This window comes from Methanothrix soehngenii GP6, assembly GCF_000204415.1.
Lineage (GTDB): Archaea > Halobacteriota > Methanosarcinia > Methanotrichales > Methanotrichaceae > Methanothrix > Methanothrix soehngenii.
The window spans coordinates 1693338-1715526 of the sequence record NC_015416.1 but is presented as its reverse complement, the minus strand read 5'-3'; the positions used below and the strand labels follow the sequence as shown (position 1 = coordinate 1715526).

Annotated in this window: 18 protein-coding genes and 2 tRNA genes; 10 read left to right on the top strand and 10 right to left on the bottom strand. The window is 47.5% G+C overall.

The window, feature by feature from the left end:
- Nucleotides 1-3 precede the first annotated feature (3 nt).
- The 4 genes from MCON_RS08635 (at nucleotide 4) to MCON_RS08620 (ending at nucleotide 4896) form a co-directional block, all read left to right on the top strand.
- Complete coding sequence (locus tag MCON_RS08635; RefSeq protein WP_048133091.1) at nucleotides 4-1239, top strand: ornithine cyclodeaminase, nickel-pincer nucleotide-dependent; 1236 nt, start codon at nucleotides 4-6, stop codon at nucleotides 1237-1239.
- A gap of 53 nt (nucleotides 1240-1292) precedes the next feature.
- Nucleotides 1293-1381: transfer RNA gene (locus tag MCON_RS08630), tRNA-Thr, on the top strand.
- Nucleotides 1382-1523: 142 nt separating this feature from the next.
- Nucleotides 1524-2075, top strand: a complete 552-nt coding sequence (locus MCON_RS08625; protein WP_013719611.1) for a TATA-box-binding protein — start codon at nucleotides 1524-1526, stop codon at nucleotides 2073-2075.
- A 145-nt stretch (nucleotides 2076-2220) separates the two neighbouring features.
- Nucleotides 2221-4896, top strand: coding sequence for a DNA-directed DNA polymerase (locus tag MCON_RS08620; RefSeq protein ID WP_013719610.1), 2676 nt, complete (start codon nucleotides 2221-2223; stop codon nucleotides 4894-4896).
- Nucleotides 4897-4909: 13 nt separating this feature from the next.
- Here MCON_RS08620 and MCON_RS08615 read toward each other — a convergent pair whose 3' ends face one another.
- Both MCON_RS08615 and MCON_RS08610 read right to left on the bottom strand, forming a co-directional pair.
- Nucleotides 4910-5557: a MarC family protein gene (locus MCON_RS08615; protein WP_013719609.1), complete on the bottom strand. Its 648-nt coding sequence runs from the start codon at nucleotides 5555-5557 to the stop codon at nucleotides 4910-4912.
- A gap of 72 nt (nucleotides 5558-5629) precedes the next feature.
- Nucleotides 5630-6700 (bottom strand): TIGR00341 family protein, encoded by a 1071-nt coding sequence (locus MCON_RS08610; protein ID WP_013719608.1) that lies wholly within the window; start codon nucleotides 6698-6700, stop codon nucleotides 5630-5632.
- 146 nt (nucleotides 6701-6846) lie between these two features.
- On the opposite strand from MCON_RS08610, the gene MCON_RS08605 reads away from it, so the two are divergent.
- The 3 genes from MCON_RS08605 to MCON_RS08595 all read left to right on the top strand — a co-directional run bounded on the left by MCON_RS08605 (nucleotide 6847) and on the right by MCON_RS08595 (nucleotide 10582).
- The gene (locus MCON_RS08605; protein WP_013719607.1) at nucleotides 6847-8730 is read left to right on the top strand and encodes a right-handed parallel beta-helix repeat-containing protein; all 1884 of its coding nucleotides are present in this window, start codon (nucleotides 6847-6849) and stop codon (nucleotides 8728-8730) included.
- A gap of 140 nt (nucleotides 8731-8870) precedes the next feature.
- Nucleotides 8871-9464, top strand: coding sequence for a LemA family protein (locus MCON_RS08600; RefSeq protein ID WP_157863747.1), 594 nt, complete (start codon nucleotides 8871-8873; stop codon nucleotides 9462-9464).
- A 47-nt stretch (nucleotides 9465-9511) separates the two neighbouring features.
- Nucleotides 9512-10582 (top strand): DUF2207 domain-containing protein, encoded by a 1071-nt coding sequence (locus MCON_RS08595; RefSeq protein ID WP_013719605.1) that lies wholly within the window; start codon nucleotides 9512-9514, stop codon nucleotides 10580-10582.
- Here the strand turns inward: MCON_RS08595 and MCON_RS08590 are convergent.
- Nucleotides 10570-12168, bottom strand: a complete 1599-nt coding sequence (locus MCON_RS08590) for an IS1634 family transposase (protein ID WP_083804763.1) — start codon at nucleotides 12166-12168, stop codon at nucleotides 10570-10572. The two genes, MCON_RS08595 and MCON_RS08590, sit on opposite strands and share 13 nt — an antisense overlap.
- A gap of 52 nt (nucleotides 12169-12220) precedes the next feature.
- On the opposite strand from MCON_RS08590, the gene MCON_RS08585 reads away from it, so the two are divergent.
- Together MCON_RS08585 and MCON_RS08580 are read left to right on the top strand one after the other, a co-directional pair.
- Complete coding sequence (locus MCON_RS08585) at nucleotides 12221-13048, top strand: DUF2207 domain-containing protein (RefSeq protein ID WP_013719603.1); 828 nt, start codon at nucleotides 12221-12223, stop codon at nucleotides 13046-13048.
- Nucleotides 13049-13374: 326 nt separating this feature from the next.
- Complete coding sequence (locus tag MCON_RS08580; RefSeq protein ID WP_048132219.1) at nucleotides 13375-13638, top strand: hypothetical protein; 264 nt, start codon at nucleotides 13375-13377, stop codon at nucleotides 13636-13638.
- 382 nt (nucleotides 13639-14020) lie between these two features.
- On the opposite strand, the gene MCON_RS08575 is transcribed toward MCON_RS08580, so the two are convergent.
- A tRNA-Ser gene (locus MCON_RS08575) sits at nucleotides 14021-14105 on the bottom strand.
- A 370-nt stretch (nucleotides 14106-14475) separates the two neighbouring features.
- Between MCON_RS08575 and MCON_RS08570 the strand changes: the two genes are divergently transcribed.
- Nucleotides 14476-14823: a hypothetical protein gene (locus MCON_RS08570; protein WP_157863746.1), complete on the top strand. Its 348-nt coding sequence runs from the start codon at nucleotides 14476-14478 to the stop codon at nucleotides 14821-14823.
- Nucleotides 14824-14940: 117 nt separating this feature from the next.
- On the opposite strand, the gene MCON_RS08565 is transcribed toward MCON_RS08570, so the two are convergent.
- From MCON_RS08565 to MCON_RS15230, 6 genes are all read right to left on the bottom strand, one after another.
- Nucleotides 14941-16140 carry a hypothetical protein gene (locus MCON_RS08565; protein ID WP_157863745.1) on the bottom strand — a complete coding sequence of 400 codons (1200 nt, stop codon included), beginning with the start codon at nucleotides 16138-16140 and terminating at the stop codon, nucleotides 14941-14943.
- Between the two features lie 286 nt (nucleotides 16141-16426).
- Nucleotides 16427-17119, bottom strand: coding sequence for a phage head morphogenesis protein (locus MCON_RS15235; protein ID WP_052297553.1), 693 nt, complete (start codon nucleotides 17117-17119; stop codon nucleotides 16427-16429).
- 2 nt (nucleotides 17120-17121) lie between these two features.
- The gene (locus tag MCON_RS08550) at nucleotides 17122-18678 is read right to left on the bottom strand and encodes a phage portal protein (protein WP_013719600.1); all 1557 of its coding nucleotides are present in this window, start codon (nucleotides 18676-18678) and stop codon (nucleotides 17122-17124) included.
- 49 nt (nucleotides 18679-18727) lie between these two features.
- Nucleotides 18728-19996: a PBSX family phage terminase large subunit gene (locus MCON_RS08545; protein ID WP_013719599.1), complete on the bottom strand. Its 1269-nt coding sequence runs from the start codon at nucleotides 19994-19996 to the stop codon at nucleotides 18728-18730.
- Nucleotides 19996-20460 carry a hypothetical protein gene (locus MCON_RS08540; protein ID WP_157863744.1) on the bottom strand — a complete coding sequence of 155 codons (465 nt, stop codon included), beginning with the start codon at nucleotides 20458-20460 and terminating at the stop codon, nucleotides 19996-19998. Before MCON_RS08540 ends, MCON_RS08545 begins: the two co-directional genes overlap by 1 nt.
- A 312-nt stretch (nucleotides 20461-20772) precedes the next feature.
- On the bottom strand, nucleotides 20773-22188 hold the full coding sequence (locus MCON_RS15230) for a DNA primase family protein (protein WP_052297552.1): 1416 nt from the start codon (nucleotides 22186-22188) through the stop codon (nucleotides 20773-20775).
- Nucleotide 22189 lies beyond the last annotated feature (1 nt).

Genomic DNA, 22189 nt, shown 5'->3' with positions numbered 1-22189 from the left:
CTTATGACAGAGATTGCTGACATTGAGATGGAAGGCCATCTCATAGACTCCCAGATGCTAACACGAGTCCTGGACAAGATCATGGACATGGGTGGAGAGTTTGAGATCAAAACCTTCCGCATAGGCGAGAAGAAGAACGATACCAGCTATGTGCAGATCACGGTGACCGGAGAGGATTCAGCTCACCTGGACAGGATACTCCGGGAACTGAATGCCCTGGGAGCGCGCCTCCTGGAGATGGAGGACGCCAAAACCGAGATCGCTCCTGGAGATATGGTCGTCCCCCGGGGATTCTACTCCACCACCAATCATCCCACCTATGTGCGCTATCATGGGGCCTGGGTGGAGGTTGTGTCAAACCACATGGACTGCCTCATTGTCCTGCATGACGGAAAAGCAGTGTGCACGCCCATCGGCCATATAAAGAAAGGGGACCGTGTGGTGATTGGAACCACAGGGGTCAAGGTGGTACCGCCCGAGCGCCCGAGGGAGAAGAGCTTCTTCGGATTCATGTCCAATGAGGTCTCCTCAGAGAGGCCCAGCGGAGAGCTCGTCCGCCAGCTGGCCTGTGAGATCATCAGGACCAAGAATGGAGGAGGAAAGATTGCTGTGGTCTGCGGACCAGCGCTGGTTCATACCGGTGCCGCCCCCTCCCTGGCCAAGCTCATTCGAGAGGGATATGTGGACGTCCTCCTGGCAGGAAATGCGGTAGCGGTACATGATATCGAGCGCCAGCTCTTTGGCACCAGCCTGGGCATGAACTGCTCGGGAAATGCCATATCAGGAGGACACAGAAACCATCTGTACGCCATAAGCGAGATCATGGCCAGCGGCTCCATCAAGAAGGCCATAGAGGAGGGCAAGCTCAAGGGTGGAATAATGTATGAGGCGATCACCAGAGGGATCGACTTCATCCTGGCGGGCTCCATTCGCGATGATGGACCCCTTCCCGAGGTCATAACCGACACCGTCAAGGCCAAGGATGCCATGGGCAGGGTTCTGCAGGGGGTGGACATGACCATAATGCTGGGCACAATGCTCCATTCCATTGCTGTAGGAAATCTCTTGCCCTCATATGTCAAGACCATCTGTGTTGACATCAATCCCTCCACAGTGACAAAGCTGATGGATAGGGGATCAGCCCAGGCCATAGGCCTTGTGACCGATATTGGCATATTCTTGCCCCAGCTGGCTGAAGAGATCCAGAAGCAGAAAAAAGAGATCATAAGAGCTGCCTGACTGGATCGCAAATCTTTTATTCGCCTATGCCCCTGCTAGTAGAGTCCCAGAGGGCCGCCGTGGCTTAGCCCGGTTAAAGCGGCTGATTCGTAAGATGGTCCGAAAGATCAGCAGTTCATGGGTTCGAATCCCATCGGCGGCTTTTTATTTTTAAATCCTGCCGATCTTGGGATTTGCCGGTGGTTTATAAGCAGTATATAATCAGTTTATAAGCGCTTTATAAATCTTAAATACTCACATATATATACCCCCAGTTTGTAAGTATGAACTGGAGATACTTGAGTATGGAGTCCACAATAAACATAGAGAACGTGGTGGCATCCACCAAGCTGGCTGAGGAGTTCGATCTCCATAAGATCGAGGCTGAGCTGGAGGGCGCAGAATACAATAAAGAGAAGTTTCCCGGCCTGGTATACCGGGTAAAAGCCCCCAGAGCTGCTTTTCTGATATTCACCTCCGGCAAAGTGGTATGCACCGGCGCCAAGAACGTCGAGGACGTTCGCACGGTTATAACCAATATGGCCCAGACTCTCAAGTCCATAGGCTTCGAGAATATCGATCTGGAGCCGGAGATCCACGTTCAGAATATTGTGGCATCTGCAGATTTGAAGACAGACCTGAACCTCAACGCCATAGCCCTCGGCCTGGGACTGGAGAATATCGAATACGAGCCGGAGCAGTTTCCCGGCCTGGTCTACCGGATAAAAACCCCAAAGGTGGTAGTGCTCATATTCAGTTCCGGAAAATTGGTGGTCACTGGTGGCAAGTCGCCAGAGGAGTGCGAAGAGGGAGTCAAGATCGTGAGGGAACAGCTGGAGAATATGGGGCTGCTATAACTGAATTGAGATCTAATGAAAGCAGGGATCGATCCCTTTTTTTGTCTCCAGACTTATGAAAATACTGGGAAATATGGGCATTTTTCCGCCTCTTTTGCCCCTGGCCATGAGTAGTTATATAAACAAAAGTTTCCATTTATAAGCGATGATCTTCCAGATCCTGGACGCTAACTACGCATATGATTCAGGGCGAAAGCCCTTGGTGCAGCTATTTGGCACCACTCCAGAGGGGCAGAGCGTCACAGTCAAGGCAGCAGGATTCAGGCCCTATTTTTATGCCAGCGCAATAGAAGGCTGTCTGGAAAGTGCGGCGGACGACCTGAAGGCCATGGGTCTGGAGGTGGAAGTGCTGGAGCGCTTCGAGCCCATAGGCTATCAGAAGAAGCCCAAAAAGATGCTCCAGATCACCACTAACGATCCCAAAGAGGTAAGAAACCTGAGGGAGAGGGTGCGCTCCCTTCCCGGCATCCGGGCGGTCTACGAGACGGATATCCTCTTCAAGAACAGATTTCTGATCGACAAATCGCTGGGAGGAATGGGATGGGTCGAGGCTCCAATACCGGAATGGACCTTGAGCCAGAATGCCGGATCAGTGCAATCAGGAAGAGACTTGCCTCCGGTGGATGCTGCCTCCATCCGTCCGGTGCAGCATGAGGCCAATGCACCCTTGCGTTTCATGAGCTTTGATATCGAGTGCCTTCCTGATCATGGTGCCATGCCCAAGGCAGAGAAATCCCCGGTGATCCTGATCAGCATGGCCTTCGAGCCGGAGTATCAGGGCAACAAAGACCTGGTACTGGTGGGAAAGGAGATCGACTGCCCCCGTCCGGACACCAGAGCCTGCAGGAACGAGTATGAGCTTCTAAATCAGTTTGCAGCCATAATCAGGGACTACAATCCAGATATCATCGCTGGCTACAACTCCAATGATTTCGATTTTCCTTATCTTCAGGAGAGGGCAAAGCAGCAGCAGCTCGATTTCAGGGTAGGAAGAGATGGCAGCTCCTGGTACATAAAAAAGATAGTGAACCGAAGCGATGTCTCCATCACCGGCCGGGTGGTGGTCGATCTATTGCCCATCATACGCTCCTCGTTCAGCCTGAAGCAGTATACCCTGAGGAATGTTGCTGCGGAGCTTCTTTCGATGGAGAAGTACGATGTGAATCCCCAGGAGATCGAGGAGCTCTGGGCAGAAGAGAGCAATGGAGAAGGTCTGAAGCGGTTTATCAGCTACTCCCGCCGAGACTCTGTCCTCGCCCTTCGTCTGCTATTGGACCTTCGGCTGATGGACAAGTACATCGCTCTCTCCCGGGCCAGCGGCTCGTTATTGCAGGATATAGTCAACGGCGGACAGTCGGGGATGGTTGAGAACCTGCTCTTGCGCCGCTTCCGGGAGATATCCCGGGTGGTGCCCCCCAAGCCAGATTCTGGGCTCTCGGACGAGCGATATGTGGAGAACGAAGAGCTGAAAGGAGGAGCAGTGCTGGTGCCTGAGAAGGGGCTGGTGGAGGATGTGGTCATTTTAGACTACAAGTCGCTATATCCCACCATTATGATGGCTCATAACCTCTGCTACTCGACGGTGGTGCTGGCTGACTCTCCCGAGAAAAAAGATATCATAACCTCACCTTCCGGAGGAAGTTTCGTCTCCCCGAATGTTTCATCGGGGGTAATGCCCCAGGTCTTAAAAGAATTGCTCGATCAGAGGACGGAGACCAAGAGGTTGATGAAGAAGGCCAGCGAAGAGGAGAGGCGATTTTTAGATGCCAAGCAGTATGCACTGAAGATCCTGTTGAACAGCTTCTATGGCTACTCGGGTTACGCCCGGGCGAGGCTGTACAGCCTGGCTTTGGCCAATGCAGTCACCTCCTTTGGCCGGGAGAACATTATCCGGACGAAGAAGATCATAGACGATATAGGATCGGTCTATGTGATCGAAGGCCGGGCAGTCTTCAAGGACGAACTGAAGCTAGGAGCCCCGACAGGAAAGGGATTCGACCTCAATGTGGTCTATGGGGATACTGACAGCGTCTTCGTCCGTCTCAGTCCCCATAATGAGCCGGTCTCACTGGAGGATGCGGGCCTGATCGGAAAGAAGATCGCCGAGACGGTCACATCCAGCCTTCCCCAGCCAATGGAACTTGTCTTCGAGGCCTTCGCCCGAAGGGGCATATTCCTGGCCAAGAAGCGGTATGCCCTCTGGATCTTCGAGCAGATGGGGGAGGAATGGAAAGATAGGATCAAAGTCCGGGGCATGGAGACCGTGAGGCGGGACTGGTGCGGCCTGACCTCCGGGACCCTGAAGACATGCCTGGAGCTGGTGCTCAAGGAGGGGAAGGTGGACGAGGCGGTAGAGCATGTCAGATCGGTGGTGGTCCGGCTGCAGAACCTGGACCTATCCCAGGATCCGGGAATACTGGAGGAGCTGACCCTCACCAGGAGGTACACCAAGAGCACGGGCTCGTACAAGAACAAGCAGCCTCACATCCAGCTGGTGGAGAAGATGAGAGAGAGAGGGGGAAAGGTGCCCACTGTCGGAGACAGGGTGCCCTTTGTGATCATCCGGGGCAAGGGCGGCAAAAAGAACAAGACCCTTTTCGTGGACCGGGCGGAGGACCCGGAATTTGTGCTGGAGAACAATATCTCTCTGGATACGGAGTACTATGTGAACAAGCAGATCCTGCCGCCGGTGATGCGCATATTCGAGAGCTTCGGGGTGAACAAGGACCGGCTCTGCTCCAGCCGGGCGCAGAGCAGCCTGTTCAGCTTTGCCGGCGAATGCAACAAGCCACAGAAGCAGAAGTCTCTCTTCGACTTTTAGGGAGGTTTGGCCTTCAGCCTCCAGCCATTGACTGATAGATGTTCCAGGCTCCAACAGCCGCGAAGTTCACCGCCACTGCTCCCAGGATCAGGCCCATTACTCGGTTCAATACCATCACCCCGGTGATGCCCAGCACCCGATCGATGTAATCGGAGAACTTGAGGACGATCAGGGTCACAGTATAGGTCAGGGCGATTCCCAGGATGACAATCGACTTCTCTGCGATGCTTTCTGCCGATCCCATCAGGACCACCACCGTGGTGATCGCACCCGGTCCGGTGAGAAGGGGCGTGGCCAGGGGAAAGACGGAGATATCCTCCCTGCTATTGGCATCCTTCAATTCCTCTTCCGTTACCTTCTTCTGCTGGTGGACTCCTCTGAGCATGTCTATGGCCACCAGGAAGAGGAGAACTCCTCCAGCCACGGATAGGCTGTCCGTGGTGATGCCGAAGAGGCGGAGAACGAGATCGCCTGCCATGGCGAAGAGAATGGCAATGATAAAGGCGACCAATGTGGCCCTCTTATAGATACGGCTCTTTTCCAGAGGGGGCAAGCCGATGGTCAGGGTGACATAGACCATGGTGGCCTCGATGGGATTGACTATCACGAAGATGGTGCTGAAGACATATACGAAGTAGAGTAGGTAATCGCCTGCATCCATTGAATTTCCCTTTTGGCCATTTTGTTCTGCGGCCTACAGCTCATATGTGGCCCTTGCCTTAAATAGATCATCTCATCCAATCCAGCTCTCCCAAAGGTGGAGGATGGTTACGGAGAGTATGGCCAAAAGGCTGATGATAACCAGGGCAGTGAAGGCCAGATGCTGTTTTGACCATCTGTCCCCTGGCTTATCCCGGGGAGATATGCCCTGCACCAGAAAGGTGCCAACCCCTGCCAGGTTGATGCTGGCGATGTTCACCAGGAAGAGGAGGAACGCTCCATAAGCTAGAGTGGTGTATCCCGCCCCTAAGAGCAGGCCGGAGGTCACCAGCGGGGGGAGGAGGGCAACTGCCACTGCTACTCCGATCAGAGTTGCCGGGGCGCCAGAGGTGAAGGCCAGCGTTCCCGCGCAGCCTGAGACCAGGGCGAGGAGTACCTCGTCCAGGCCCACGGCCGTTCTGGACTCGATCTCAGGAATGGTGGGATCGACGGCCAAAAAATAGCCCATTGCAATGGAAAGGGCGGCGGCAATGGCCAGACCAACCACATTTGTCTTTAATGCATTCTTGGCCAGATTGATATCGCCCAGTGCGGCGGCTAAAGATAAGGCGACATTGGGGCCCAGCAAAGGGGCTATGACCATGGCACCGATTATTATTGCTACGCTGTTATTCCATAAACCAATGGCAGCAACTATAGCAGAGAGGATCACCAGAACCACATAGACACGGGTCAGCTTTGTGGCAGTGGAGATATCCTCGTAAAGCTCCTCCCTGCTCAGCCGGAAGCTCTTGTTCTCCTTATCCCCGGAGAGGTCAGCGGCGTCAGTGGATTTCACTGCCATCTCTTCCGCGGGAAGGGAGGCCTCGACGGGGATTATATTTATTCGGAAACCATCCTCGTCCGAGAACCTCTCCTGCAGGGACTTGAGCAGACTCTCGCTCTCCTCGGCAAAGACGAGGATCTTCACCAGGATTTGTTCTTCTGAGAGGCGGCTGTACATCACACCCTTTACCGGATGCTTCCAGACCCCTATGATATGCTGCATTCTAACATCTAAAGCTTCCTTTCTTTCGCTGAGCAGCTCTTCGATCTGCTCTTTCTTCCCTTCAGGAAGGGTTATCTCAATTGAACGCAGGGCCATTATTCACTCCAGCAGCCGCCTTCTTGTCCTCCTGTTTTAATAGAGGCATCTTGCTTATAAATTCTGCCATGTTGGGCCAAATAGGAAGCTAGCTTGAGGGATGGCGTTTTATACCCAAAAACCAGTTCATCGGCTGTGTGAAGGCCATGGCAGAAAAGGGATCCATTCTTTTGGCAGTATCGCTTGCGTTCATCCTGTTCACGGGCCCTGTAAATGGTGATATCACCGTCCATTCAGGCGACCGAATTCAGAAGGCGATAGATTCTGCTGCCCCAGGAGAGATCATACTGGTTTCTAGCGGCAGCTACAATGAGAGCCTGGTGGTGGACAAATCGCTCGTCCTCCGGGGGATAGATACTGGCGGGGGCCAGCCTCAGGTGCAGTCCGACGAGGGGCCGGCCATAATCCTGTTGGCGAAGGGGGTAACCATCGAGGGATTTGCGATAAAGAGCCAGAGCAGCAGGAGGGAAAGCGCTGGTATACTGATCCAATCTAATGATAATCTGATAATCGATAACCTGGTCCATGGCTGTGGGAATGCGGGTGTTGTCCTGAGCCATGCTATAAATAACACCATCCTGAGCAATCTGATAGAAGGAAACGGCAATGAGGGTATGTACCTGAAGAACTCCAGCCGAAACCGCCTGGAAGGGAATCGGATTAGGGATAACAGGTACGGCCTGAGGCTGGAGGACTCCCATACCAATGAGATAGTCGGCAATCTATTGCAGAATAACCAGTTCGAGGCCATGTATCTCCAGGCCAGTCACTCCAATCTGATCGAAGGCAATCTTGCTGAAGATAATGAGGTGGGGCTGGTGATGGAGAAGAGCCGGAGCAACGTGGTGGCTAGGAACGATATCCAGGGAAATGAAAAGGGCATCTCCCTCACAAGTCAAGAGTCTTCTATAGCGGTCTCAACAAAGGGAAAGGGGGTTTTCATATCCTATAATGCCACCCCTTCCGGGGCAATAACCCCCTCCAATAACACCATTTATCTGAATAACCTTTCCAACGAGGCGAATGCATATGACGATGGCCTAAACCGCTGGGATGACGGCCTCATCGGCAACAATTACAGCGATTTCAATGATCCAGAGGAGGGATGCAGAGGAAGGACGATCTGCGCTACCTCCTATTCGATACCTGGCGGCCCCAGCATAGACGAGCACCCCCAGGCTTCTCCAATCCGGGAGCCCGGCCTTGTCAGCGGCAGGGGCGGCGCCTTCATGCAGCTTTCTGGCACGAGCTTCCTTCCCGGGGGCGAGATGAGGCTGAACTATACAACCCCAGCGGGTATCGATGCCTGGCTGGGCCTCCAGTCTATTGCCCTGGATGAAGAAAATCTGGCCCAGGATCTTTATCTGGGAGAGAACATTTCCGGAGACATCCTGCTGACTGCTCCTTATATGGAAGGCTCTTTCAAGCTCGTAATGCACGATTCTAATGCTACTGCCGTCATATCCCTGCCGTTCAATGTCTCCTCCCCCCAGATCAGTGCATCGCCTTCCTCCGTCCTCACCTGCGAGAAGATCACTGTCTCCTTCCAGGGAGCGCGGGGAGGGGAGAAGGACTGGATCGGCATGTACAGGTCTGAATCATCAAATGCCCTTTCCAGCCAGAGCCTGGCGAGAAGGGAAAGTGGTGCCGTCACATTCACCGCTGAGGAGGCTGGAAGCTATGTGTTCAAGCTGTTTGCCACGGGAGAATCAATTCCACTAGCATCAAGCAATGCTGTCGAAGTGAAGGCCGACTCCGGCCATAAGATGGTCGCCGAGCCATCCCAGGTGGCTGCAGGGGGGACGGTCACAGTCACCTACTGGGGCGCCGCACCGGCGAGCGTCATCGGCATGTATGGCCTTACCAGCCCGGACAAGTTCGACTCAGGAAAGCGTTCCACCGGAGGCAAGAGCTGCGGCAGCATGGTCTGGCAGCTTCCGTCCAAGCCCGGGCAGTACGACTTCCGCCTTTTCGGAGATGATGTTAACCGACCGATCCTGGCCTACAGCAATGTGGTGACTGTGGCATAGGGCAGATGATGCAGGAGTACTGCCGGCAGGACTTCATCCCGCCCAAATCCACATTTTTTTCGAGCGAATCCGGGGCGGGGAGCTCCTGTCTCATGCAATGAAGCTAGTTATTTATGCAAATAAGATGCATAATTCAATTGATGATCGACTCCCTCATGCTTCTGATTATCCTGGCAGTTTTACTCCTTGTAGCAGGCTACTTTGTGATGACCTATAACCGCCTGCAGAGCCTGAGAAATGGCGCTGATGCCACCCTCTCCCAGATTAAAGTGGCCATGAAAAAGAGGCTGGACACCATCGAGCAGCTTGTAGACTCCATAGAGAGCTATGCCCATTTCGAGAGACAGACCCTGGAGAAGATCACGGGGATGAGATCGGGGCTACAAGAAGCGGGGGCGCAAGAATTGGGAAGGGTGGAGAAGGAGAGCCGCGGGGTTTTGGGCAACATCCGCCTGGTGGCAGAGAGCTATCCCGATCTGAAGACCTCCCAGGCAACGATAAACTCCATGAATGCCATCCGGGAGCTGGAGGATGAGATAGCCAGACACAGGTACACCTACAACAACATCGTGCAGGAGTTCAATACCATGCGCGATACGTTCCCCTCCCGCTGGATAGCTGCCTCCATGCCCAGGCTCGACTACCTCAGCTTCGAGGAGGATGAGCTGCGCCGGGCGGGATATTATACCGGAGAGGAGACAGAACCATCACGGCCAAAGGTGGAGTGGAAATAATAACATTTGACCACAATCCGCAGCTCCAAGAATGAAGGTGGCATGGGATGAAAGAGGAGAGGCAAGCAGCTGTATTAATTGGCATTGTGGCCCTGATCGGCCTTGGCGGGCTTTATCTAACCGGAGGCATTCCATTCCTGGAGGAGCCCTTCCCGGCAGGCCTCTTTTTGGGGGATGTGTATGTTGACAGCTACCGGGCAGATCTGTACCTCAACGGCACTCTGGCTGAGAGGTTCGACTATCAGGTGAAAAGCTCGGGGAAGTACCGGATGCTCTACCGCAATTGGAAAATGCCCCTCTCCAGCCAGAGCCTGGACATCCCTTATATAGAGCCCCTGAGTATCCTCCCCACCTCGGGGGCTGTGCCCTATGTAAGGGATCATAATGGCACAGTTCAGATATTATCGGCCTCAGGCAATCGCTACAATAGCGAGATCGCCTCCCTGGCCCTGGTGAATGAGGCGGGAGGCTACTATCCCCAGAGGTTCTCTACCGGGCAATATCAGATGGAGTATCTCTTCCGCATTCATCCCTATCTGGAGTGCGACCAGGAGTTATGCCACTGGAACCTCATGCTGGCGAATGAGCATCTGCCCTACCGGCAGATTGCGATATACATTCATGACCCGGACGAATTGATAGTAGAGCTTTTCACTCATCCTCAATTGAGAACTCAAAAGGAGGGAGAGATTTGGGTCATCACTGGTGGCAGCCCCAAAGATGAGCTGATAGAGGTTGAGATGCTTCTCCTGCCCCAGACAGCGAATATCATCGAGGGCATCACCCGAGAGGTCTCGAATGTCTATCAGAGGACCATCACCGCTCAGGAAAGTGAGGGATCAAGCCTATTGTTCGTATTGCGCTTTTTAGTGGCTGCACTGCCAATGCTATTGATTCTCGTCTACCTGCTCATTGGCAGGGAGAAGAGATATACCGTGCCCAGGGCCCTTTCCACCCCACCCAGCAGGAGAAGGCCCTGGCAGGTGAATATGCTCTTCAAGGGGGATGCCTTCGATTTCGATCAGGACGGATTCTATGCCACGTTGCTGGATCTGCATAAGCGGGATATCATCAGGATAGATACATCCCACATCCCGCATGTCTCTCATCCGATATAGCATTTTTCACATCCTAGGCCGAACAACTTGATAATTTTAATTTGTTCTTCATTTAGATTAATGACCTCTCGATGAACCGATCCCTTCAGTTCAATAATTGCCTCATTTATATTCCTGAACTTTTGGAATATCCATTTCAACGTAGGACATTGCGTGGGTTTCCCTAGCTGGTTTAACACAGTTTCTCCTGATTCTTTCAGCCTCTTCCGAATCATCCATTCTGCAATCGAATAGATCAACAGAGATAGAACCATTATCATGGATAGAGCTTCGATCCTTTCCTCTTTCTTGAGATAGACTTCTGCCACTCGGAAGCTTTTGTCTTTTAGGAATCGAAAGCCTTTCTCGACAGCGTTTTGGCCTTTGTAATATTGAAGCATCAATTCCCCCTCGAGAGTCTTATCGTTACTCGCCAGGACGAATCTGCCAAGTCTAGATCTCTCGTTAGCGATCGTTGCCTCATTTCGCTGAACTTCTCCTTCAATGAGATAGCCTTTCTCAAGCTGCTCATCCTTCTTTGGACGGCCTCTCTTTGAGTCGATGCGTTTGGAGATTTCACATATACTTAAGCCAGTTAGTGTGAAATGAGGATTTTCCGATATCCATCGATCTGCAGCCTTTCTGGCATCAGCTTCACACGCAAAAACTATATATCCCAGTTTCTTAAGCGATTTTCGCGCTTCAGTGAACTCTTTGCCGATCCGTCTATCGAAAGTCTTTGCCTTACTAGCATGCATTTCTCTGGAATCGACCACAACCCACTTCTGATCTATTCCTCCATAGTTAATTTCCGTCTCAAAGATACTATATCGATCATCAGAGCATGTTTTCATCTCTAGATCTAGTCTCTGAAGATCTTTAACCTCACGAACGGTTGTTGGAACGCGAGTTATCCATAGAGTGCTATCGCCAAGAAGACGAATATTCTCGGAACTGAAGAGGGCGCTATCTGCCGCAAAGTAGTTCTTTCCGGAGAAGTCCAGATTAGACTTGAACATCTGAATCGTCTCAATAAGAGTTTTCTTATCCGATTTATTTCCTGAATGGGCCTGGACAAAGAGAGGAATACCGCATTGATTGGTCACCATGCTCACAATGAACTGTTTTAGATCCCAGCGACCGTCTTTAGGATGACCAAGAGTTATCTCCATAGCAGGATTGCAGTCCAGTCCTTCGTAATCGCCATGAACACCAAAACTCGTGGTATCAACATGGTAGATATTAGTGCCAAAAGCGAGCTGTTGCATGCATTTCATGGCTATATTATTGAAAAGAGCCGTCGAGCCAAATTTATTGATCCGGTCGAGGGTTCTGCCGACAACATCCTCGTTAAAATCTTCTGGGACAACACCAGGATTAAAAAGACGTTCTAGCGCTAAATTTTCAAAGTAGCTGGGAAATATATACAGTCTGCGTTCCGCGAAACCCAATCCGTTGATCACCATTGCTTTTATTATCGCAGAATGGCTCAGTTTGCAGTTACGAGTCTTAGGAATCGATTCATCAATCACCTCTGAAATTCCCAAAGCATCGAATATCGCGGCAACTAAACCTAAGTGGTCAAGCGATAGCGTTGATAATTTCATTTCAAGCCCCTTCATATCCCTTTTCCACTTAAAAGATCATGTCAACATAAAAATGTTTCATAAAAGAAATGCCACCTGCGGGATGTGGGATACATTATCCGGGACCGAGATAATGGTCCTCTCCCCATCTGCACCGGATCTCGATGACTATGAGAGAAGGGTGATCGAGTTTCTCCAGGATAACTCTCGAGGAGGGGCGTTCTCTGCTCCGGGCTTTGAGGCGGAGGTGAAATCCCTGGCAAAGTCCAACGATACAGTCCAGCTGGCCAGGCTGCGCAGCGCCATGGACGAGATCCTGCATTACGTTGACAAGGATGTGGTTTCCCGTCATGCGGTCGGCAGGGGCATCAGAGCCCTGGGAATCGGGATTCAGACCAGGCATCTAATCCTTCCCCTCATCTGGGGAGCTCTCTTCATCGTCCCCTTTATCATGGGTTCGGGCGTCCTGGGAGATCCGGTGGCAATCACGGCTATGATTCTGCTCTTGCAGTCAAGCCTGGCGGTATCTGCCCCCTCCACCCTCTTTGGTCGCTGGAAGGAGGACTACTATAAAGAGAAGCTGGAGTGGGATGCCTTTCGAACCTTTTTGGGCGACTATGCCATGATCCAGCGGTATTCACCCAGTGACCTGAATATGTGGAAGGAGTGGCTGATCTATGGCACTGCTCTCGGGGTGGGGGACAAGGTGGAGAAAGCATTGAAGGATTTTAACATCCCCATTCCCGAAGCGGTGGCCATCCATACCATCCATACCAGCTTCGGCCATGCCTACTCCTCCAGCTCTCCCAAGTCCAGCAGCTCCGGAGGATTCGGCGGGGGAAGCGGGGGCGGATTTGGCGGTGGCGGCGGTGGGGGAGGAGGCGGTGGAGGGGCGAGGTAGCACCTCCCTCCCCTCACCGTCTGATACTTTAGGAACTATTATGAGCATTATCTGCGCATCGAATTTCCTCTTTTGGCGGCAAATTAGGGGCAATAAAATCCTCCAGGCCATATGATCAGATCATGATCTAGAGAGGAATAACGCAATCCTCCAGCGTTATCTTCAGAGATCCAGAAGAAAACGGATATGAATTATTATGATCTTTTCTTAAATAGCTTTAAACTTAAAACATAGATATTTATGGTTTGGCTCTGGCAAAAAGGGCCAAGCTTAAATAAGTGGAGATTTGGACAGCCCATAAACCGTGGTTCAAGAGAGTGGGAATAATGCTCAGCGTGGAGAGAACAAATAATAAAGGAGAGGTCGAGGTAGCGATCTGTCCGTTGTGCAACTTGCAGGTGGAATTCATGGGCGCACCAATGGTCAGGTGTTATACCACTGGGGAGACCTATGAGCAGGATGAGATCGTGTGGACTCCCAAATCCAGGGTCTCCAAGAGGACAGGGTATGATGCAGAGAACATAAGAGGAAATGGTGTAGAGGACTTCCTGCCTAATGCCCTTCCCGCAGAGGAGGAGTGTGAGGAGTAGCAGCATGGGCCGAGCGGGCTACTGATGCATATTTTTCCAACAGAGTGCAATTTGCATTTAGCCGTTTGATTTGGCTGATCTATTCGATTCGTGGATCCTAAATCATGATGAAATGCATATGGGAAATTGAATTGTTCGGGCACTTTCGCTCGGCCCCCCCGCAAAAAATACATTAACTTATCCTGTTGCTATTTTCAGTGAGTGATATATATCCCAAAGAAGTATTCCTCAACTTCTGGTAGTCGAATTTGAGTTTTTCTTCTCGCGAACCTCGAAATATATTTGTGTTATCAATGAATATCATTAGCCGCTTCATTGAACCACGTAGGTCCAACCTTATTATGAGATTAAGAAGCTAACTGTGATTTAACTGGTAAAATAGCGCCGAGGGTGGGATTCGAACCCACGATCCGCGGAGCGGAACAGGTTTAGCAAACCTGCGCCATACCAAGCTAGGCGACCTCGACTCTGACCCTCGAAGCTTTACCTAAGACTATTTAAAATCTGCGTTGCGGCAGCAGCAAACCGCCAGTCGCGAATTTCTAATAGTCATGCTCCTATGTTGCATCAACCCCATACAAGGATAAATAGATTGCTGATACCACAGCGCTTAACTTGTATCATACATATATCACTTTTTTCGAGTGTGAAGCAAGCCATCCAAGCATTCTACGCCACAGCGACATAAAGACAACAATGAAATACCTGAACCAAGCCGACGATATCAAGCGATCCAAGTATGATAAGTTCCTAAAGCTGTAGGCTGTAATACTCATGCCAAATGCTACTATCTTTACCCAAAATTATTTCTAGCAAGTAATCTATCAGAGATTTAGAGTGATTAATATGAAAATCAAAAAAAGATCTTGGGAAATAGAATCAGAACGTGTGGGCGAGATTGAAATAAAAGGAACTGGACAAGGCTTGACGGGTGGTAGACAAACAACTGTGGTCTTATCTTCTTTGACACTTACCGAAACAAGTCCGAATGGAGAAAAACGCTATGACGGTACTTTTGAAACTGAAAATGATTCTCGCTTGGATAGTGTCGGCCAGCAATTTCGGATTATTTTGAGCCCAAATGGAGATGAAGCACCACCTTTCAGGGAACTAAGAGGATGCGGCATGATAGGTTTAAGGAATACGCGGACATCATTTATGGCGTCAGAAGTTATCTGGGAATAAACTCCAATGGACTATTTGGCTATTCACAGTCCTAATTTGTTAAGACAAGGGACATAGTGTATAACTAAATGTTGCTGCAAAAAAGGTGCCGGAGAAGAAGTGAAGTCTTAACCTGCTTCACTTCACCTTTTTCTCAATATGTAAGGTCTCCAGTAATAACGCAACGTCTTTATCTTGATCAAGATGTTGAGTATGCACTTGCACAAAGGTGTTTGAATCCAATGCGTATGATACTACACACATATGCGGTTTATTCGGTCGTTCAGAATTAAATGACTCGTATTTTCTTCCAGTATGTCCATCTATCCTAAAAATGCTTCCATAATCAAATACCTTATAACCTCTCCTGTCCACAAGACTTAGTGAATCAAATGGATTCGTTGGTTTATATTTTGCAGGCCCTATATAATCTGCTATTGTTATTATTAGGTCATGATCATGACCCATTACAAATAAATCCATCGTGAAGTTTTCTGTATGGTAATACTTACCTGTTCCTACTGTTTTTGACACTACATTAATACATGGTATTATTTCCATTTCATAAATAGTTCTTATTTGAAAACTTATCTCGCAATTATTCAGTGGAACAGTAACTAACTTACTGGATTCGTAGTCTCCTGTTGTGATTTTGATACCAGTATCATTGAAATACGATTGATATCTTTTCTTTCGTTCTTTTTCAGCTAGTATAGACGCAGCTGATTCTGCTTGTTGTCTTGCTTTAGTATCATCAAATTCGAAATAACGTGCAATACCATCACGATCTTGTTCCATACCTCGATCTACACCAGCATTATATGTGCCCATGTTACTATGTATATCTGAAAGTACATAGGCAGCAGTAGTCCCATATTCTAATATTGAAGGAGTAACTGTCCGCAATTTCAAGAATCGGTAATAACACTCCACCGTACCATTGTAGTCATTTTGTTCAAATAGAATGCTAGTTTCATTAAGCAAATTATTGCCAAGTACTATGAGCGCATCACATTGTCGAATAAAGTCATATGCTTCATTTTCGGTAAAATACAATGACTCATCATATTTTCCTACATAATCAGAATTATATCGTTTTTCTTTATAAAAGTTCTTCTGATCTTCTAAAATATCACCTAGTGCTAATAATGTTATATATGATTCATTGGTCGCGTCGTATTCATAATATCTTGATTCGATTATTTTTGAATAAGAATATGGACCAATGGATTTGAGATACGAATCGCCGGCTGATACGTTGTATATACCTGTAGTTTCGTTGTACGTGTAATCCATTCCCTGTCCTGAACCGTCTCCAATACAATTGCATGCTATCAAGATCACACACACCGCAACTAAACTGATTTTTAGCAATGAAATTCCTCCAACGCGACCCGTAATCATCCATTAAATCATAAAAAGGTTTTGACCGCGGCCAGTGAATCACACTACGCCTCATATCCATACGATTTCCTGAACCTGTGGGCCGTTCTCTCAGCGTCTTCTTTTTCCAGCTGACATGGTCGGGCTCCAGAGCCTACGGCGTCCCCCTTCACAAGTGAAGGGACGCCTTCGGCCCCTTCGCCCTTCCCCCCCTTTGCGTCGTTTGCGAAAAAAATAGTGTTCACGCGATAATCGGCTCAACATCTTCTGAAAACACTTCGCTGCTGCTGTCTTCCAGGCTAATTAAGACGCATCTGCAATTCGGGTGAAGTCCCGGACACATTACGCCACCAGAAAACATTTCATCGATAGGTACAACCTCATAATCCATAGCGACACATTCCGGGCAGCTTCTTTCATCGTTAGGACATCGCCACATCTTGTACTTGTGGCCAGCAGCCTTTGCCCGTACCACTATGCCCTCATTTTGGGCTCGAACGTACTCCGTCCTATAGATCTTGTCTAACCTTGCAGGCCCCTTATATTGATCCTCAAAAGCGGCTCTAAACGCATCCGGACCCTTGCCCCAATTCTCAACCATCTGGCCCTTAAGAATCTGGATGTCGGTCGTTGATAAAGTTTTCACTAATTCCATTCCATGCTCTAAAAAATATTTAATAGCTGCATCAGACCCTACTAAAGCCGGTGCTACCGTTCCAACTGTATCGCCAACAGTGCCCATCTCAAAAGCCCCTTGTATAGCGTCTTGCCACGCCTTTACCCACAACTTCCAATTAGCGTCTTTAATGCCTTTGCTAAATTTCGCTAGCACTAAAGGCCATATAGTCACAAGCCAATCCGGGTCTTCTTCCTGATCGTCTTCCAATACAATACTATCAATCAGGTCTTGTATTTCTTTAGGGATATCAGACATATCTATCCCGAATTATTTTTAAAATATCCGATATCCTTCAAGGTGCTAACAATATCCGGCATTAATGGGGCCTTTTCAATCCCGCCTTGCTTACTAGCATTACTTATTTCCTGTCCGTTCATAGGAACGGGTTTTGCCCATTGTTGTGGTGGCGGTGCTTCTCGCTTGATGCGTTCCATCTCTTCATCAGCTTCTTCTCGCGTGCAACCATCCAAGCGCATAATTGCAGACGACCTCGACGTTAGTCCAGAATTGGCTCTTGTCTGCTCGATCATGCTGTTTTCAAGGTCATCGCTAGGCAGTCCATCCTGCCAACTGATTATGCTAAGTTCCACAACAGTAGCATTCTTTATGCGGCCATTAACATCCAGAATGCTTGCAGCCTTTATTGCCCGTTTAAGAACTTGATCAAAACGAACCCTGATCCTATTACAATGCGAAATTGTCCTCAAAAGCAGTCGCCTTAAAGCACTACCAGAAGCAACCGCTCCCCCACTAAAATCTCCAATCGCTGCCGGATTCAAATCCGTCACAGCATAAATCATACTAACAAGTCTGTCCATTTCTTGGAAGCTACTATCCAGTTTCCCATCCCAAGTAATGTATTCGGGCTTATCCTCGTCCTTATTGACCGCGAAGAACCTGCCGTTTATGCGCATCGTTTCTTCGCCCGTTTCCATATCGGTAGTGAGCATAGATGAAGGCCCTGTCATCGCGGGCCTTGAATGAATATCAAGAATAGAAGATACTTTTATAATACGTGTTTCAAGTTCCTTAACAAGGTTTTCAATGCTATCATAGTCGCTTATGCCATAAACGTCATTGCGCTTCTTGATATTAGACACTACAAAAACAAGGGGGTAAGGCACTCCCGTCTCAATATGCTTAGGCACATTAATATATTTACTACTTATATTTAATTCGACTTCATGATCTATCTCATCGCCATTCATCCAATAAAGATGATTATCGATAGCGCCAGCAGTGTGTACTTCAGTCCTAAGCAAGCTGGCCACACTGCTACCAACCATCTCTTTAAACTTCCAGGCCAATACATGACAACTGTATTCATTAACATTGTCAGGATTGACTACCGGGAACCAGATACTTGGATCCACATTTTCTATAATACTGCCGGGTTCTGATCCTGTCCCAACAAACCGGACCTTCAGAATAGCATTACCAAACTGAATAAAATTATTACAAGCATTATAAAGCACAACACTCAGATCACTTCTATTAACAATGCCGTCCAATTCAGTTTGTCCTACCGGATTCATAAGGCGTGGCGGCTCTCCTACCACCATATCACTATAAACGCTAGTAACCACCTTAAACCAGTTCATCGGTAGCTTCTTGCCATTGTATATCCTCGCAAAGAAAGTACTAACCACATCAATATTATCCTCGATATCCGCAAGGTCCCATAAGTCGCCCCAGACCGCTTCATGTCGTCCCTCATATAGCAAATTATATTTATCATAAGATAATAATCTGCCTTTTTCATCTTCTGGCGGAAAATGACTTCTTGGCATCAGCCAATTCATATCAATAAGCATAAAAACTCCATAAACATTATATAAACATTATATAAACATTAATACTATTTTAAACGCGTATACTATTAACAGCATATCTAAGTGCATCCACAACATGGTCATCGATCTTTTGGGGCTTGTCTTCGCCCCTGTCAGCAGCAGATTGATCCCAAGCATAAGTTTCCATTTCGCTAACAAGCACCGGACATTTCTCACTATTTATAATAAGATCGCCATTGCCAATCATAGATGCTATTTTCCTGATACCGCCCAACACATCATTATCAGCAGCCCGTGCCTTATGCAATCCATCTCGCTGCAATTGCAAAATAAAGGAAGCCGCACTCGGATCTACTTCTATCGTGCTGGCATACATCTTGCTGGTATTGTCCCCATAAGTAATACCGGGCTGTCCCGAACTATACCCCCACTGCTCAGACGCAAACTTAGCCATGTCCTTACTATAATCAGCATCCGTTTTTTGGGCATGCTCCACCACGCTATCCCAATAGTATTCGCGTGCTACATACCATGTGGGTTTTGCCCTACCAGGCACCAGATACTTCTCCAGGGCCACAAAAGCACATGCATTATGCGTGCCATAATCCGCTCCGATCCGCAATTCCTTGGGCCTCAATGTAGCCGGTGGCACCTCACAATGCATACCCCTAGCAAACAGTCCGAAAACCCTGCCCTCTGCCGCTACCCAATTGCCCAAAATAAACCTATCATAAAAGACAGTCCCTTTAGGATATTCCTTTTCAAGGTCTCTCTTGTATTCCAGGGGCAGGTACGGATTATCATCCAGCGTGAACTTCCAGACCTTAATATTAAGTTCATCCTGCCGGGCTATCCAATTCCTATAAATGTAATTGCGGGGTGTCTCAGGATTACAGGTAAGGTACAGGCAAGCGCCTTTATCGCTTAACCTGCTCAACAGCATATTAGTAAAGTTCTCCGGGATAGTAGTGCCTTCATCGACATATGCCCTTAACAATGACTCGCCCTCAATCTTCTTGTAAGAACTCGTATTGTCAGCGCCTTCAATCCAGACCGTCCTACCAAATATTTCGCATTCTTTTTTGCCAGCCCTCAACTCAAAGTTCTTCTCGCCCACTAAATCCTTAATAGGCGTAAGCACATTGCGGTACAGACTGGTACCAGTATTACCAACAAACAATATATTACCAGTCGGCAATGTCAAAATATCCTTAAGGATTTTTATATTAACCGACCAAGTCTTAGTACTTCTAACAGACCCATACAGCAAATTAATTCTAGCAGGCTCTTCTAAAATGAAGTCCCGCTGTTTGCCAACAGGCAGCTCTAGCTCGCCCATTACTTCTCGCCCAGCTTCTCAAATAACTTCACTAAAGCGGCCTTAGCACTGTCATCTGTTCTGCCTTGCTCGATCTGAAACTTATCAATAAGGATTCCAACGCTAACGCAAAGGTCCCGAATTTCATTTGTCTTTTCGCTCTTTTCAATCAATCCAGCGACCTTCACCATAATATTTGCAAGTAGTTCCTGCCTACCCTCGCTTTTAAGGTACTGCCGCCAAATCTCCAGACCTGCCGCCACATTCCCATCAACTACTATAGCATCCTGGTCGATCTTCTTTCTAATTTCGTCAGACAGCTTATCCCGATTCCTTTTAGCCGCATTCACTACGCTATCCCGATGCTTTCCAACCAAATGGCTGACCTCACCCGGATTCTTGCCACTAAGTAACAGCCTAACGATTTCTTCATCCTTACTAGTATCAGTCATTTTTTTAATCCCATTAAAATACTTTTCAACCAAAAAAGTAATCAAAGTAAATGAAAAGTAAATAATTATTATAATACATATTCAATATAAGTAACCATTATTCACTTTTACGATTCAAATCTATAATTTTAAAACCGTTATCGGCCAACAACTTTATTAGGATTTAAAAACAAAACCGGTATTAGTAAACCCCTTATAGAAATCTAATAAAAACACCCTATACTACTATAAAGTATTTCTAATTTATTTTACTCTACTTGTACTATAATAGTATAATAGTATAAGGTTAGTAGTAAATTAAGGCTCTTAATAACGATTTCAAACCTTATACTTTTAGTAAAAAATCTATTTGGAAGTATTTGCTTTTTTCCATTCGATAAACTTCTTAAGATCTATCATTGTGTCTGGCCAGACAGCTACTGACTTTCCATCTTTCCAGGCACTATAATTGCTTTTATGATCGCCTTTATTATCATAAATGGCTCTTTTTTTAATCCATTCTACATTAGAAGTTATATATCTGCCAAGCATACTCATAGATCTTTTAGGCAGCCCTAATATTTCACAGTATTCATTGAAATACATTGCCAGCATATTTTTTGCTATAGTTTCTCCAGGAACTTCGACTACAAATTGATCAAAGAAAGATTCTTCAGGTGCACTTCTGTCTTTGTACATTGATTTAGCATCTTCAATATTAAGTTGGTTGGTAAAGGCATTTCTAACTAATAAGTCACATAATATACTTACTACTTTATTAAATAATCCAGATATTTCTGCATCACTTGTCAAACTATCTAAGAAATCTTGATCAATTTCATCTGCCCCAAATACATGCATAAAAGGTATTATTTCATATCTTCTATAAAATCCAGATGTGTCATCTTTACTGGACGGCAGATGATTAGCGCTGAAAATCGGTTTAGCGAAGTTCACAAAATTAAAAGCTTTTTCGCCTTTTCTCTGCGCTCTTATTCTATCTTTGTTGCTAGTAAGCTGCTTTAAAGTAGCAACTTGATACATTGCAGTATTGTCTAAGTCACCACAAATATTAGCCAGCTTTTTATATAAATCACTAGATGCAAATCTATCTTTGGCTAAATCCTGCATACTGACATTAGAACAATTTACATCGCCTAACATCCGTTGTACTACATCCAAGAAATAGCTTTTGCCAGTTCCACCAGGTCCAAATAGCACAAACATCTTCTGAATAGGATAGCTCCTATATAAACAATAAGCAAACATTTCATAGCACTTCATTCTATCCTTTTCATCTGCAACAATATTAATCATCTTATCGATGTTTGGGCACCTTGCATCCGGATCAAACCTAACAGGTATTTGAATAACACTATAATAATCAGGTGTATGCGGCAAGAATTTCCCGGTTTGCCAATTATATAAGCCATTTTCCATATTAATTATAGAAAGGTCACTATCAAACTTAGCGATTTCTGTATAAGTGCTATCCCTAAGCATTGCTAAAATTTCACTTTTAACATGCCGACTATAGATAGGAACACCACTATATCTATAAATATTATTAAAAGTACTGGCAAGAATCTTGCTTATATATTGCTCGCCACCAGATATATAAATGCCATTATAATAAAAAAGCATTTCGCCCGTTTCTAAGATAGTTCGTACTGGCATATTTTCTTGCAGCCAGTCAACAGTCTTAAAAACGTCTAACCTTTCAGGCATACCTTGCTTGTCACGCAAAATGCAAGGAGCACAATCAGTTAATGTTATTGTCATT